Source organism: Acinetobacter sp. A47 (genome assembly GCF_000805455.1).
In the GTDB taxonomy this organism is placed as follows: Bacteria; Pseudomonadota; Gammaproteobacteria; order Pseudomonadales; family Moraxellaceae; genus Acinetobacter.
The window spans coordinates 407,247-421,415 of record NZ_JSUS01000064.1 but is presented as its reverse complement, the minus strand read 5'-3'; the positions used below and the strand labels follow the sequence as shown (position 1 = coordinate 421,415).

Genomic DNA, 14,169 nt, shown 5'->3' with positions numbered 1-14,169 from the left:
TAAATACTGAAATACGACATAAACAGACGAGTTACCTGCAATTTTTTTACTTTTTATTCAATTTGGCCTTCAATTGATTATTTTCTTCGATCAGGGCATCGACCTTGATATGAAGCTGTACAAGCAGCTGTTCAATATGCTGCAGATCCTTGGGTGTCACCAGTCCAATCCGGTTAAGTGAATGATTGACACTGCTATCTAAAATCTTTTCTACCTTGTCCTTGGTATCCGTCACCGACTCTTTGGCTTTCTCTGTCACCTTGCCTACGGTATTGTCCGCAAAATCGACGGTTTTTGACTCCAGCTCCTCACCCACCTTGACCAGTGAGTCAAACAGTTTGTTGCCTTCTTCTTCTGCGCGTGAAAATGCGCCCAATCCTGCCAGCCAGATTTGTTGTGTATATTTTTTGAAATCTAACGCAGATTTTTTGGAACTCTTTGATTTTGGCTTAGTTTTTACTTCAGCTTCTTCATTAGGAATTTCTTTATTTGGGTGATCCATTGACCTTTACTCCTAAGCACTTTACAAACAGTATGTCGTATTTAACCATAAAAATGTTTTTATAATATCAAAGTTAAGACTTGATCGTTTTAAAAAACTGTTCTACAAAGCAATAAAGTCCTGTAAATTATTTTTAACAATTAGGTACGGATGCTCAGGTTTACAGGTTTTTGAGTTTTATTGATTGATTGGTAAGGAAAAAGAGCCCTATGAATGATACGCAACAAAGACATAAACATCCGCATTTGTTGCTAAACATTGTCATCATTGTTTTAGAAACTTTTTTCTCGTTCATTCTGACGCACGATGCGACATTACGCTTGCAGGCAAAAAAACTTATTGATCAAAAAATCACGATCCGGATCAATAGTTATATCCCGTTCTTTGATTTTTACATCCAGTTTACTGAAAAAGGGCTTTTATTTGATATGAAAGCACTGGACCGGACAATCGATCTCGAAATTAACAGTACACTGATCGACCTGATCAAGATTTTCGTATTCAACAATCAGCGCAGCATTGCCAATATGCGTATTCTGGGTGATGCCCGGCACAGCGAAGAGTTTCTCGACCTGCTACCGCACCTTACCCTGTCCAGTATTTTAATGAACTGGAAACAGTGGTTCAGTGACGAAGCTGAAACAGTTGCTTCACAACAACGCGTTGCCCCCCTGCTGGAAAAAATTGATCAGCAACGTTCGGAGATTAACTCTTTATTGGTAGAGGTCAAACAGTATCAGAACCGTATTCATCGCCTGCAAAAACGTCAGCGCCTGATCAACATCGGTTTTGCTGTTTTAAGCTTTATTTTCATCGCCTTTTTTGTTTATAATACGTGGATACAATAATTCCAATATATTTCACTTTTCACTCACAGAATGGCAATTTAAAACTTGACTATTTTAGTCGGAATTCATAAAATTTAAACATCTAGTCTAACCATGTGTATCGAATCATGCGTCTTACAACTCGCGGTCGTTACGCAGTGACTGCTCTACTTGATTTAGCTTTGCAGCCAACTGAACAAACGATCACGCTTGCGGAAATAGCAGCACGCCAATCCATCTCAGTCGCTTATTTAGAACAGTTATTCGCGAAACTCAAGCGTCATGGGTTAGTTTCTAGCGTTCGCGGAGCAAATGGTGGGTATCACCTTGCGCGCAATGCAACAGAAATTACTGTGCTAGAAATCATCGAAGCTGTAAATGAAACTGTTGATGCAACTCGTTGTGACCATAAGGGTAACTGCCAGAATGGCGCGATGTGTCTGACACATGACTTATGGCAAGAACTCTCCCACCATATTGCCGATTATCTTGCAAAAATCACCCTTGCTGACCTGATTGCGCGCGACAATGTTCAAACAGTTGCATTACGCCAGAATTCACCAAGCCTAGATTCAGCCCTCCTATCGGTTACAGGTATTTGACATGAAACGTCCAATTTATCTTGATTACGCAGCAACCACCCCGGTTCTGCCTGAAGTTGCAGAACGTATGATGGAATGTTTAACGTTCGAGGGAACTTTTGGTAACCCTGCATCACGTTCACATGCTTATGGTTGGCAAGCCGAAGAAAAAGCTGAATATGCACGTGAGCAAGTTGCCAATCTGGTTAAGGCAGATCCACGCGAAATCGTCTGGACTTCGGGTGCGACCGAATCTGACAACCTCGCCTTGAAAGGGATTGCACAGTTCTACGGCTCAAAAGGCAAACATATCATTACCAGTAAAATCGAACACAAAGCCGTGTTGGATACTTGCCGTGAACTAGAAGAACAAGGTTTTGAAATTACCTATTTAGAGCCGGAACCACGTACTGGCCTGATCACTCCGGAAATGGTTAAAGCCGCTTTACGTCCGGATACGATCCTGGTTTCACTGATGATGGTTAACAATGAAATCGGTACTGTGACAGATGTCGCTGCAATTGGTGAGTTAACCCGTGCAAACAAGACCTTCTTCCATGTGGATGCTGCCCAGGCTGCCGGTAAAGTTGAAATCGACCTTTCAACCATGAAAGTCGACCTGATGAGTTTCTCAGGTCATAAGGTCTATGGCCCTAAAGGCATCGGTGCCCTTTTCGTTCGCCGTAGCCCGCGTGTCCGTTTAAAAGCTCAAATGCATGGTGGTGGTCATGAACGTGGTATGCGTTCTGGTACTCTGGCGACGCATCAAATCGTAGGTATGGGTGAGGCTTTTGAAATTGCCGGTAAAACCATGCAAGCAGAACAGGAACGTATCCGCAAGTTACGTGACAAGCTCTGGAATGGCTTACAAGACCTTGAACAAGTGTTCCTGAATGGCCACCCTACGCAAAACGTTGCCAACTACCTTAATGTCAGCTTCAACTTTGTTGAAGGTGAATCATTGATGATGGCATTAAAAGATGTAGCCGTATCAAGCGGTTCGGCATGTACTTCTGCAACACTAGAGCCATCTTATGTATTACGCGCTTTAGGTTTGTCTGACGAACTGGCACATAGCTCGATCCGTTTCAGTTTTGGTAAATACACGACTGAAGCAGATATTGATCATGTATTAACCATCACCAAAGCTGCCGTTGAGAAATTGCGTGAACTTTCTCCGCTTTGGGATATGTACAAAGAAGGTATTGACCTTTCAACAGTTGAATGGGCAGAACACTGATTCAGCAGGTGCCCGTCCGGGCACTCTATTGAAAATCAGGTTTTAACCCTCATATTAATATTAGGCTGACCCCGAGGTTTGGAGAAGCGACATGGCTTATAGTGAAAAGGTAATTGATCATTACGAAAACCCTCGTAATGTAGGTGTTTTGGATAAAAATGCAGAAAACGTAGGTACAGGTATGGTCGGTGCACCAGCGTGTGGCGACGTAATGCGTTTACAGATTCAGGTCGATGACAATGGCGTAATTGAAGAAGCTCGCTTCAAGACTTACGGCTGTGGCTCTGCAATTGCATCAAGCTCACTTGTAACCGAATGGTTAAAAGGCAAGACCCTTGATGAAGCGCAAGCAATCAAAAACATTGACATCGCCACTGAATTAGCGCTTCCACCAGTAAAAGTACACTGCTCTGTATTGGCTGAAGATGCGATCAAGGCTGCGATTGAAGACTATCGTGGCAAAAAAGCGAAAGCTTAATTGATGACCGAAATAACATTGGAGTTTTCATGATCCATTTAACTGAAAATGCTGCGACTCACATCAGCAATTACCTGCAAAACCGCGGTAAGGGTGAAGGCATTCGTGTTGGTGTGAAAACTTCGGGTTGTTCCGGACTGGCTTATGTACTTGAGTTTGTTGACGATGTCGACACACATGATCAGGTTTTTGAGCAGTTTGGTGTTAAGGTTTTCGTTGATCCTAAAAGTCTGGTTTATCTGAATGGTTTAGAGATGGACTATGTCAAAAACGGGCTCAATGAAGGCTTTGAGTTTAACAACCCAAATCAAAAAGGTGAATGTGGTTGCGGTGAGTCTTTCACTGTTTAACCTCAACCACTACTCTTTTTCTTTTCGTCAAAACAGTGTGTTCCGCACTGTTTTAACGTATTTATCAATAGCGGAATTCATCTCCCATGAATCATTTTGAGTTGTTCCAGTTACCAGAAGCACTCGATATAGATTTGGCAACTTTAAAAAAACAGTTTTTAAGTTTGCAACAGCAATATCACCCGGATAAAGCAAGTGACAAGGATCAGGCTCTGATCAAGTCCAGCGAAATCAATCAGGCTTATAAAGTGTTATCTCAAGTAGATAGTCGCGCCGCCTATTTGCTTGCCTTAAAAAAACAGGACCATCATCTTGACCAGTCTATTAACGATTTTGAGTTCTTGCAGTCGGCACTCGAAATGCGTGAACAGCTAGATGAGGCCACCTCTACCGATCAGCTTCGTACTTTAAAAGTTGAAATTCAGCAATGGATTGATGGTCTGGTTCGCGAATTTAAAATCGATTACGCAGATGAAGACTGGGCAGAGGCACGCGATACCGTACGTAAGTTACGTTTCTTCCAACGTGTCATGAATGATATTGATAAGGCTGAAGACCGTATGCTGGATGAAGCAGAAAGCTTCGATCTGGATGATGACTTTTAATCCGCTATTACCAATTTTTTTCAAGGGATACCGTACGTATGGCACTTTTGCAAATTGCTGAACCTGGTCAATCTACTGCACCGCACCAACATCGCATTGCAATTGGCATTGATCTGGGAACAACCCACTCTCTAGTGGCGACAGTGCTATCGGGGAAACCGAAAGTTCTACAAGATGATAAAGATCGGGTTTTACTTCCGTCTATTGTTCATTATGCAAAAGATTTGACAACGTTTGGTTACGAAGCCAAGCCGTTTATGATGACCGATCCAAAGAATACTGTCGTTTCTGTAAAACGCTTTATGGGTCGTTCTCAGGCCGATATCAAATTCCAGCACCCCTATACACTGGTTGGTGCAGAAAATGAAATGCCGGCATTTGAAACAGCAGCCGGACGCAAAACCCCGGTCGAAATTTCTGCTGAAATTTTAAAACAATTAAAAGACCGTGCTGAAGCAAGCCTGAAGAATCCGGTCAATGGCGCAGTGATTACCGTTCCGGCCTATTTTGATGAAGCACAACGTCAGGCCACACGTGATGCCGCCCATCTTGCCGGACTTAATGTTTTACGCCTTTTAAATGAGCCGACTGCAGCTGCTGTAGCCTACGGTCTGGATCAGGAAAGTAATCTCAGTACCGACCGGAACTATGTCATTTATGATTTGGGTGGCGGTACATTTGATGTTTCGATTTTGCGTTTCTCGCAAGGTGTCTTTGAAGTCCTTGCTACTGGTGGACACACGGCACTGGGCGGAGATGATCTGGATCGCCTGATCGTAAAATGGGCAAAAAAACAGCTCAATATCGAAACATTGAGCGATGAAGAATATGCTGTATTTATTGTTGCTGCACGCCAGGCCAAAGAATATCTAACCGATCACGAGTCTGCCGAATTAGTACTGCTAGATGATCGTTTAACTCTGGACCGCCCGACCTTTGAAGCAATCATTCAGGTGGCGCTCGATAAAACCATGAGTGTATGTAAGCGTGTATTACGCGATGCCAAGCTTGAACTGGATGACATTGAGCATGTGGTTCTGGTCGGTGGCTCAACACGCTCCTATGCAGTACAGAAAGCGGTGCGCGAGCTCTTTGAACGTGAGCCACTATGCACCATTAACCCAGATGAAGTCGTGGCGATTGGCGCCTCGATTACTGCAAACCAGCTCATTGGCAATAGTCAGGACGGTTCATTACTGCTTGATGTTACCCCGCTCTCTCTTGGCCTTGAAACAATGGGCGGTTTGGTTGAGCGTTTAATCTCGCGCAATACAGCCATTCCGGTCGCTCGCCGTCAAGAATTCACCACTTATCAGGACGGCCAAACGGCCATGCTGATTCATGTAGTACAAGGTGAACGTGATCTGGTTGAACATTGCCGTTCGTTGGGCCGTTTTGTACTTCACGGCATTCCGCCGATGACCGCAGGTCAGGCCCGCATTGAAGTGACCTTCCAGGTTGATGCTGACGGTTTGCTGACGGTCTCGGCAAAAGAAACCACTTCTGGTGTTCAAGCGCAAATCGATATCAAACCTTCTTACGGTTTATCGGTAGCAGATACCGAACGTCTACTGGTGGAAGGTTTCCAGCATGCCGAGGAAGACAAGCAGCTTCGTCATTTGCAAGAAACCAAGGTTGAAGCCCAACGTGAACTAGAAGCACTAGAGCAAGCTTTAAAAGCAGACACCGATTTGTTGTCCCAGCAACAAGCACGTGATTTGATTCTTGCTGCTGAAGCGTTAAAAGCGCGCCTCAAAACAGACGATCTTGCTGCCATTGAACATGCCGTGCAACAACTTAAAATTCACAGCGATGCCTTTGCTGCGCTTCGCATGAACCGACATATTGACCATGCCTTAAAGGGTACGAAACTTGAAGATTGGTCAAACTCAAACTAAAGGTATAGGTGATCAATATGCCACGTATTAAAGTTCTTCCTCATGCTCAATTCTGTCCTGAAGGGGCCGAATTCGAAGTGGAACAGAATGCCAATTTATGCCAAAGCCTGCTAAAGCAAGGCATTAAAATCGAGCATGCTTGCGACATGTCATGTGCATGTACCACATGTCACGTGATCGTGCGTAAAGGTTTTGACAGTCTGGAAGAAATGAATGATGTTGAAGCAGATTTGCTAGACCGCGCATGGGGGTTAGAGCCAGACTCTCGCCTGTCTTGCCAGGTTGAAATTGTGGATGAAGATCTGGAAATCGAAATCCCGAAATATACGATTAATCACGCTTCAGAAAATCATTAAGCCCAGTGCCTGACTGATCGGAAAAAGCTAGAGTTGATCTCTAGCTTTTTTTATCTCTAGGCAAAAATCAGCGACCGATGTGCGGCAATCCCCGCCATACTGCCATCCCCAACAGCCAGAGCCACAGAACCGCCCAAACGGGCTACATCCCCACAAGCAAAGATACCTGCAACCGTGGTTTCTTTTATGCTGTTGGTTTTAATCACCCCACCCATTGCATTGTGCTCTATTTCACACCCCAGCTGAAAAATCCAGTCTTGGGCAATTGTGCATTGACTGCTTACAAAAATACCTTCTAGCTGTATAACGCGCCCATCTTCAAGCAAAACATCACTGTGTCCGATAATTTCCTGAATGAATTGTGTTTCAGTCGAAACGCCCCGACCTTGTAATTGATGCTTTATCTGATCTGCTACAGGATAGCCATTCAGGAAAAGTAAAGTTTCCCCCCAGTCTGGGAGCACCATTGCCAAATGGGCAGCATGTTCCGAGCTCGCAATGACACCAATTTTTCCCTGATCCAGCTCATAACCATGACAATAAGGACAATGAAATACCGTTCTCCCCCAACGTTCGGCCAGTCCCGTAATGTCAGGCAATCGATCTGTAATACCAGTGGCAATAATCAAGCGCCTGGCTGTAATTGAATGTGTTGCATCAATGCAGACGGCAAAACCTGTTTCAAGTTTTTCAACGCGTCTAACCTTTCCGTCCTGCCAGTCTACGGTCGGATATGCCAAGACCTGCTGCTTTGCAATGTGCGCAATTTCACTCGCCCGAGTACCATCTTGAGTCAGAAAACCATGTGAATACTCGGCAAAACGGTTTCTGCGTTGTCCCGCATCAATAATCAGCACTTTTCTACGGGCTCTTGCCAGCGGCATTGCCGCAGACAGACCTGCATAACTGCCACCAATAATCACAACATCATAGTGCATCGCATTCACCTAAACGTAACTTTTAAAGTTACGTTAATACTTTTTATTTTATTTTGCAACTTTTGATGTTACATTTATTATTCTTCTCTTGCCTGACTACAACCTGATATGCGTACTGACAGTAAACTTTCCCGAATGCTTCATGTGCTATTGCATATGGCCAGACAAGATAAAACCTTTACTTCGGATGAAATTGCTCACATGCTGTCTACCAACCCGGTGGTGGTGCGGCGCACCATGTCCGGCCTCAAAAAGGCAGGATTCGTTCATTCGGAAAAAGGGGCTGGTGGTGGCTGGCAACTGACAGGAGATTTAGAAAAAATCACCCTATGGGATATTTATCAGGCTGTGGGAGAGCCGACGATATTTGCAATAGGTAATGAAAGAGATCATCCGGCATGTCTGGTTGAACGTGTTGTCAATAGCGCTTTAGATCAGGCAATTCAGGAGGCTCAGCGTATTTTAGTCCGGCAGCTCAAATCAACCACGCTTGCTGCCTTGGCTGCAGATTTTGATCACCTCTATGCACAGCATGAACATAAACAGATCAACATTCAACACTAAGCATCACAGGCTGCTTATCTGACTTCATCATCCAGCGTGAGTTTAGGAATTCCCTGCGCATTGGTAATTTTTTGCTGGTTCTTGATACGCTCAACCATGTTTTCCAGAATCTCGACCAGTTCCGGATATTCATAGTTCTGCACTTCTTCCAGGTTGAGCACCAGATGGAAACCCTTATAATCAAAATCAAACCATTTTTGCGTATCGGATTTCTTGCCAGTAAATTTTTCCATCACCTGCCAGGTTTTTACCGGCCCCTGAATGCCCTTTAAATAGATAGGCACTTTCGGCACGCAGAGAAATTCATTTTTAATCAGTTGATGTGTATCATCAGCAATCAGGATTTCATCAACCTCAGCCGCAGACTGCAAGCGGGCGGCCAGGTTTACATCACGACCAACAATGGTATAGGCCATACGGTGGGAAGCGCCATAGTTACCAACGTGGCAATAACCGGTACTAATCCCCATACGGATATGCAAGGCCGGATAGCCCATTTTCTTCCAGCGCTCACGCAACAGTTTCATTTGTTGACGCATCGCAATCGCCATTTCCACACACGATTTTGCATCTTGCTCGACGCCTTGCGAATTTGGATCACCAAAGAAAATAAGAATCGCATCGCCCATAAACTTGTCGACTGTCGCTTCATATTGCTTGGCAATCTCTGTCATGTGACTCAGGTAGTCATTTAGCAGAAAAGCGAGATCGTCCGGAATCAGGGTTTCAGATAGCTCGGTAAAGCCCTGAATATCGGAAAAGAAGACCGTCAGTTTTTTACGCTTATATTCAATTTTTGCTTCAGCCTCGCCACGCATGATCGATTGCCACAATTGCAGTGGTGCATAGCGGCTTAATTGATTTGCAAAAGCAATATAGCGGGTCATCTGATTATGATAATGCTGTCGCTGTTGCCCCAGAATATTCAGGCGACGGTGCTGGTAGTAGTTACCAATCACAATAAACATCATCAGGCCCAGCAGGCTCACGACTGTCAGCTCGGGGTTGGTCGGCTCAAAATATTCTTCAGTTTCAAAGATAAGATAGGTACTGATATAAAATGTAATGACACCAATCAGGCCAATCAGACAGGCAACAGGTAAAGAAATCTTGTTGTTTAAACCGACATATAACAATGCAAACAAGATGGTAAATGTCGGTACCAGGCTCAGATGTAAGGCTGCCAGCACCAGTGCGACAATAACCGCTTCATTGGCAAACAGGACATTTTTTTCAATTTTTTTATCAAATTTATATTGCAGCCATTTTTCTAAACGCGGACAAAGCAGAAAATAAACAAGCAATAATGGAAGGAGATAGAGTTGATAACTAGCACTGCTGGAGGTAAATGTATAAATTACCAGTATCAGTGACAAAATCGAGTATCCCATCAAACGATGAAAATAGGCGAACTGTCTAGGTTCTTTATCAATTAACCTATCTAGTGGCACTCTGTCCTCCTTTTCTTATTATAGAATACTGTTTCTTATTCTATTTTCCGGATCAGTCCATACGCCAGTCAAATGGCATATCACCCTGACCGCGCAATGCGAGCATCAAGGTCTGACGCATGTGTGCAAGCACATCATTACTGTATGGTACCGCTGGCGTGCCCCAAACCGGTTTTGGCCAAGCCACATCGTTTTGATAACGTACTACATGATGGAAATGGAGCTGGGGTACAACATTACCTAATGCAGCCACATTCATCTTGTCTGCACGGAATACCCGTGAAAGCTGGCTTGACAACCAGCTAGACTCACGTAAGAACTGTTCCTGGTCTGCCTGGCTAAGTTCATATAATTCTGTGATACCCGGTACACGCGGTACAAGGATCAGCCAGGGAAATTGCATATCATTCATTAAACGACATGTTGAAAGCGGGAAGTCGCCTACAAAAAATGTATCTTGAGCAAGTTGTGGATGCAAACTAAACATATCTTTATAAATGATGCAGAATAATGATGATCAATACTACCACATCAGTTTTGATGTGAATATTCTTAGTCACCTGTTTGATTACAAATAACAATGATTTTCCTCATTTATTACATCAACACCCGACCAAAAACAGCTCGTATCCCTGCAAAAAAAACCGACTGTATGATTAATAGGCAACACCCACACCACAACAGCCTAGTTCAGTTCACTGAGCAGCCTGTTTAACAGCTCAACAATGAACTGGATCCGCTTGTCGTACTCCGCCAGCTGCACCATAACTTTCAGGCGCTGCCCGCCCTCCATCCGATAATATGTTGGCTGCTTTTGCATGAGCTGGATGATACTGATCGCCTGCACAGGCGTGTCTGGAGAAAACTCGATATAACCGCCATTACTGTTGATATCAATCTTGGTAATGCCGAGCTGTTCTGCCTTTAAACGCAGCTGATGAACACTAAATAACTGTTTGACAGGTTGCGGCGGGACCCCAAAACGGTCAATCAGCTCCATACGGATATTATCGAGCTTTTCCTGACTATCGGTATTACTGATGCGCTTATAGAACAACAAACGCTGATGCACATCACCAAGATAGTCATCGGGAATCAAGGCCGGCATATGTAAATTAATTTCAGCCGTTAATGACAATGGCGCATCAAAGTTCGGGGTTTTCCCCTTCTGGATCGCTTTGGTCGCTTTCTCTAGCATTTCCATATACAGGCTATAGCCAATGGCCTGCATTGAACCACTTTGCTGCTCACCGAGTAACTCACCGGCACCACGAATTTCCAGATCTTCGGTTGCCAGCATAAAGCCCGCGCCAAGCGTTGATGCACGTTGAATGGCATCCAGTCGTTTTTCAGCATCCCCTTTCAGATGTTTGATTGAAGGTACCAGCAAATAGGCATAGGCCTGATGATGTGAACGCCCTACACGGCCACGCAACTGGTGTAATTGAGCAAGACCGAGCTTATCTGCACGTTCGATAATAATGGTATTGGCATTGGGTACATCAATACCGGTCTCGATAATGGTCGAGCATACCAGCACGTTATATTCTTTGTGATAGAACTGCTGCATCACCTGCTCAAGTTCACGTTCACGCATTTGTCCATGCGCCACGGCCACACGCGCCTCAGGCACCAGCTGACGAATATTTTCCGCTGCACGTTCAATGGTATCGACTTCATTGTGCAGGAAATACACCTGACCACCACGTAACAATTCACGCAGAATCGCTTCTTTCACCGAATCACCGGTATGTTCCTGAACAAAGGTTTTTACCGCCAAGCGACGTGCTGGCGGTGTCGCAATAATCGACAGGTCTCGCATTCCCGAGAAAGCCATGTTCAAAGTACGCGGAATTGGTGTTGCAGTCAGCGTCAGCATATCGACATCGGCACGCAGTGCCTTGATCCGTTCTTTATCGCGTACACCGAAACGATGTTCTTCGTCGACAATCATCAGGCCAAGATCTTTAAACTGTACGTTCTCTTGCAGAATCTTATGCGTTCCCACCACGATATCGACCTTACCTTCGGCCAGATCTTCAATGGTTTTTAAATGCGCTTTATTATTGCCAAACCGTGACAGCACCTCGATACGCACTGCCGTATCGGCAAAACGGTCTTTAAAAGACTCATAATGTTGCTGGGCCAGCAAGGTGGTTGGAACAAGAACAGCCACCTGTTTATTGTTCTGTACCGCCACAAATGCAGCACGCATCGCCACTTCTGTTTTACCGAAGCCAACATCACCACAGACCAGCCGATCCATTGGCTTGGCCAATTGCATATCATGCAGGGTCGCCTCAATGGCATTGGCCTGATCGAGCGTTTCCTCATAAGCAAAGCCACTGGCAAACTGCATATAGCCGGTATGATCCAGTTCAAAGGCAAAGCCCGGTTTGGACTGGCGACGCGCCTGAATGTGCAGCAGTTCAGCCGCCACATCATGAATCTGCTCCAGCGCCTTACGTTTTGCTTTACTCCAGGTATCTGTACCCAGCTTATGCAGCGGAGCCAGATCCGGATCACCACCACTATAACGGCTGATCAGGTGTAAATTGGTCACAGGAACGTAGACTTTTGCACCGTCAGCATAATCTAGCTGTAAAAACTCATGATCCTGCTCATCAATTTCCAGCGTCACCAAGCCGGCATAACGCCCGACCCCATGATCAATATGCACCACAGGCGCACCAATGCTTAGCTCGGTTAAACTGCGAATTAAAAATTCTTCTGAAACTTCCTGCTGACGCTTACGACGGCGCTGCACCACCCGATGTTCATACAGCTGGTTTTCTGAAATCACCGATAACTGGTCTGTCAGCAACAAACCACGATCTAAAGGCGCACTGGTAATGGCGACCTGTAATTTATTTTTCTGGAACTGGGCAAAACTCTCTACATTCTGAATCTCTCCCAAAACAGAACGTAGCGCATCTTTTAAGGTTTCACGGCGGCCCGCACTCTCTGCCACCAATAGTACAGGATGTTTAGCCTGATCGATATACTGTTTAACGGCTTCAAAAGGTTGTGGCTTTTTCGGATCAACCGGCAATTTGGGCGGTTGCTCAGCAGCCAGATTTAACACACCGGCTTTTGCTTCAAATGCATCTGTTGAGGCTATAATTCTTGGGAACTGATTGAGTGCCTGTAATACATGATTGGGCATCAAGAACAGGTCTTCAGGCGGCAAAATCGGTTGGTCAATATTATGGCGACGGTCTTCATAGCGACGCATCACTTCTTTCCAGAAATTGATTAATTCATCTTCAATTTCATTGTTTGTAATGACAACGCAATGCTTTGGTAAGTATGTCGTGAACATACTTTGCGCTTCCATCACCTTTTTATCAAAGAATAATGGCAGGTAAAACTCTAATCCGGGTGTCGAAATACCTTCAAGCACATCCTGATAAATTGGATTTTTCTTTGGATTTGCGGTTGGGAAACTTTCTGCATAACGGTCTCTGAAAATAGAACGTCCTTCTTTTAAAGGAAATTCTTTCGCAGGTAACACCGTGAAGTTTTTTAGAGATTCGGTGGTACGTTGCGTTTCCGGATCAAAGAATTTTAAGCTTTCAATTTCATCATCAAACAAGTCAATCCGAATCGGCTGGCTTTGACCGGATGCAAAAATATCCATGATACTGCCGCGAACAGCAAACTCGCCGTGGTCATATACGGTATCTACCAGACGATAACCCGCTTGTACCAACTGCTTTTTTTGGACTTCCAAATCGAGTTTTTGTCCGACTTTAATATCGAAATGTTCACCGACCACCCATGAATATGGTGCCACACGTTGCGCCAAGGTACTGGCCGAAATCAGTAAAATGCCCTTTTGCGGCATATTTGATAAAATCGCCAGACGCTCAGAGACGATATCCTGATGCGGAGATAACCGGTCATAGGGCAAGATTTCCCAGTCCGGAAAGATTGTAGGCTTAATGCCATAAAACTCGAGTTCACTTTCCAGCTGGGCAAGATGCTGGTTATTTCGAGCCACAATCACATAGAGATTAGAGCTTTGGGCGGCGATTTCTTTGAATAATAATGCAGCCGATGATCCTAGCAAGGAACCGATCCAGCGTTTTTCGCCCGCTTTGAATTGTTGTAGGTTTAATTGAGAGATTTCTTGTTGAAACATAGAGAAAATCATGCAATCTAAAAAGATAAGTTCCCTATTTTAGCATGATGTTTTTTAGTTAAAGAAGAAATTCGCGGTTCGATTAAAAGCATTTTAATTTACTTAGGCTATTTTATTTGTTATTTTAACCCAATAATTTAAGTTTAATAAATCTGAACCTTAAAAAAGATAAACTTAATTTTATTATAAAAAATAAATATTTAAATAGATAAAAGTGAGATAATTGAACAAGTTT

At 44.2% G+C, this 14,169-nt stretch carries 14 protein-coding genes; 9 read left to right on the top strand and 5 right to left on the bottom strand.

Annotation, left to right across the window (positions count from 1 at the left end; genetic code table 11):
* Positions 1–46: 46 nt before the first annotated feature.
* A complete protein-coding gene (locus OC23_RS14135; RefSeq protein WP_038345524.1) occupies positions 47–502 on the bottom strand; it encodes a phasin family protein in 456 nt (151 codons plus the stop codon).
* A 209-nt stretch (positions 503–711) separates the two neighbouring features.
* Between OC23_RS14135 and OC23_RS14130 the strand changes: the two genes are divergently transcribed.
* The 8 genes from OC23_RS14130 (at position 712) to fdx (ending at position 6,837) form a co-directional block, all read left to right on the top strand.
* Complete coding sequence (locus OC23_RS14130; protein WP_038345523.1) at positions 712–1,350, top strand: hypothetical protein; 639 nt, start codon at positions 712–714, stop codon at positions 1,348–1,350.
* Between the two features lie 107 nt (positions 1,351–1,457).
* On the top strand, positions 1,458–1,931 hold the full coding sequence (locus OC23_RS14125) for an Rrf2 family transcriptional regulator (RefSeq protein WP_038345522.1): 474 nt from the start codon (positions 1,458–1,460) through the stop codon (positions 1,929–1,931).
* A gap of 1 nt (position 1,932) precedes the next feature.
* The gene (locus OC23_RS14120; protein ID WP_038345521.1) at positions 1,933–3,150 is read left to right on the top strand and encodes an IscS subfamily cysteine desulfurase; all 1,218 of its coding nucleotides are present in this window, start codon (positions 1,933–1,935) and stop codon (positions 3,148–3,150) included.
* Between the two features lie 91 nt (positions 3,151–3,241).
* On the top strand, positions 3,242–3,628 hold the full coding sequence (gene iscU, locus OC23_RS14115) for a Fe-S cluster assembly scaffold IscU (RefSeq protein WP_004639432.1): 387 nt from the start codon (positions 3,242–3,244) through the stop codon (positions 3,626–3,628).
* Between the two features lie 29 nt (positions 3,629–3,657).
* Positions 3,658–3,978, top strand: a complete 321-nt coding sequence (gene iscA, locus OC23_RS14110) for an iron-sulfur cluster assembly protein IscA (protein WP_038345520.1) — start codon at positions 3,658–3,660, stop codon at positions 3,976–3,978.
* Positions 3,979–4,064: 86 nt separating this feature from the next.
* The gene (hscB, locus tag OC23_RS14105) at positions 4,065–4,583 is read left to right on the top strand and encodes a Fe-S protein assembly co-chaperone HscB (protein ID WP_038345519.1); all 519 of its coding nucleotides are present in this window, start codon (positions 4,065–4,067) and stop codon (positions 4,581–4,583) included.
* 38 nt (positions 4,584–4,621) lie between these two features.
* Entirely contained in the window at positions 4,622–6,481 is a 1,860-nt protein-coding gene (gene hscA / locus OC23_RS14100) for a Fe-S protein assembly chaperone HscA (protein ID WP_038345518.1), read from the top strand.
* Between the two features lie 17 nt (positions 6,482–6,498).
* Entirely contained in the window at positions 6,499–6,837 is a 339-nt protein-coding gene (fdx, locus tag OC23_RS14095; RefSeq protein WP_038345517.1) for an ISC system 2Fe-2S type ferredoxin, read from the top strand.
* A 56-nt stretch (positions 6,838–6,893) separates the two neighbouring features.
* On the opposite strand, the gene OC23_RS14090 is transcribed toward fdx, so the two are convergent.
* Entirely contained in the window at positions 6,894–7,775 is an 882-nt protein-coding gene (locus tag OC23_RS14090; RefSeq protein ID WP_038345516.1) for an NAD(P)/FAD-dependent oxidoreductase, read from the bottom strand.
* A 108-nt stretch (positions 7,776–7,883) separates the two neighbouring features.
* On the opposite strand from OC23_RS14090, the gene OC23_RS14085 reads away from it, so the two are divergent.
* Entirely contained in the window at positions 7,884–8,339 is a 456-nt protein-coding gene (locus OC23_RS14085) for an Rrf2 family transcriptional regulator (RefSeq protein ID WP_038345515.1), read from the top strand.
* Between the two features lie 14 nt (positions 8,340–8,353).
* Here OC23_RS14085 and OC23_RS14080 read toward each other — a convergent pair whose 3' ends face one another.
* The 3 genes from OC23_RS14080 to mfd all read right to left on the bottom strand — a co-directional run bounded on the left by OC23_RS14080 (position 8,354) and on the right by mfd (position 13,934).
* Positions 8,354–9,790, bottom strand: coding sequence for an adenylate/guanylate cyclase domain-containing protein (locus OC23_RS14080; RefSeq protein ID WP_038345514.1), 1,437 nt, complete (start codon positions 9,788–9,790; stop codon positions 8,354–8,356).
* Between the two features lie 52 nt (positions 9,791–9,842).
* Entirely contained in the window at positions 9,843–10,277 is a 435-nt protein-coding gene (locus OC23_RS14075) for an HIT domain-containing protein (protein WP_004661448.1), read from the bottom strand.
* Positions 10,278–10,475: 198 nt separating this feature from the next.
* Positions 10,476–13,934, bottom strand: a complete 3,459-nt coding sequence (gene mfd / locus OC23_RS14070; RefSeq protein WP_038345513.1) for a transcription-repair coupling factor — start codon at positions 13,932–13,934, stop codon at positions 10,476–10,478.
* Between the last annotated feature and the right edge of the window lie 235 nt (positions 13,935–14,169).

Excerpts from the sequence above, each read along its gene's own strand:
- OC23_RS14135 (WP_038345524.1), bottom strand. The coding sequence starts at position 502 with ATGGATCACCCAAATAAAGAAATTCCTAATGAAGAAGCTGAAGTAAAA.
- OC23_RS14130 (WP_038345523.1), top strand. The coding sequence starts at position 712 with ATGAATGATACGCAACAAAGACATAAACATCCGCATTTGTTGCTAAAC.
- OC23_RS14125 (WP_038345522.1), top strand. The coding sequence starts at position 1,458 with ATGCGTCTTACAACTCGCGGTCGTTACGCAGTGACTGCTCTACTTGAT.
- OC23_RS14120 (WP_038345521.1), top strand. The coding sequence starts at position 1,933 with ATGAAACGTCCAATTTATCTTGATTACGCAGCAACCACCCCGGTTCTG.
- iscU (WP_004639432.1), top strand. The coding sequence starts at position 3,242 with ATGGCTTATAGTGAAAAGGTAATTGATCATTACGAAAACCCTCGTAAT.
- iscA (WP_038345520.1), top strand. The coding sequence starts at position 3,658 with ATGATCCATTTAACTGAAAATGCTGCGACTCACATCAGCAATTACCTG.
- hscB (WP_038345519.1), top strand. The coding sequence starts at position 4,065 with ATGAATCATTTTGAGTTGTTCCAGTTACCAGAAGCACTCGATATAGAT.
- hscA (WP_038345518.1), top strand. The coding sequence starts at position 4,622 with ATGGCACTTTTGCAAATTGCTGAACCTGGTCAATCTACTGCACCGCAC.
- fdx (WP_038345517.1), top strand. The coding sequence starts at position 6,499 with ATGCCACGTATTAAAGTTCTTCCTCATGCTCAATTCTGTCCTGAAGGG.
- OC23_RS14090 (WP_038345516.1), bottom strand. The coding sequence starts at position 7,775 with ATGCACTATGATGTTGTGATTATTGGTGGCAGTTATGCAGGTCTGTCT.
- OC23_RS14085 (WP_038345515.1), top strand. The coding sequence starts at position 7,884 with ATGCGTACTGACAGTAAACTTTCCCGAATGCTTCATGTGCTATTGCAT.
- OC23_RS14075 (WP_004661448.1), bottom strand. The coding sequence starts at position 10,277 with ATGTTTAGTTTGCATCCACAACTTGCTCAAGATACATTTTTTGTAGGC.
- mfd (WP_038345513.1), bottom strand. The coding sequence starts at position 13,934 with ATGTTTCAACAAGAAATCTCTCAATTAAACCTACAACAATTCAAAGCG.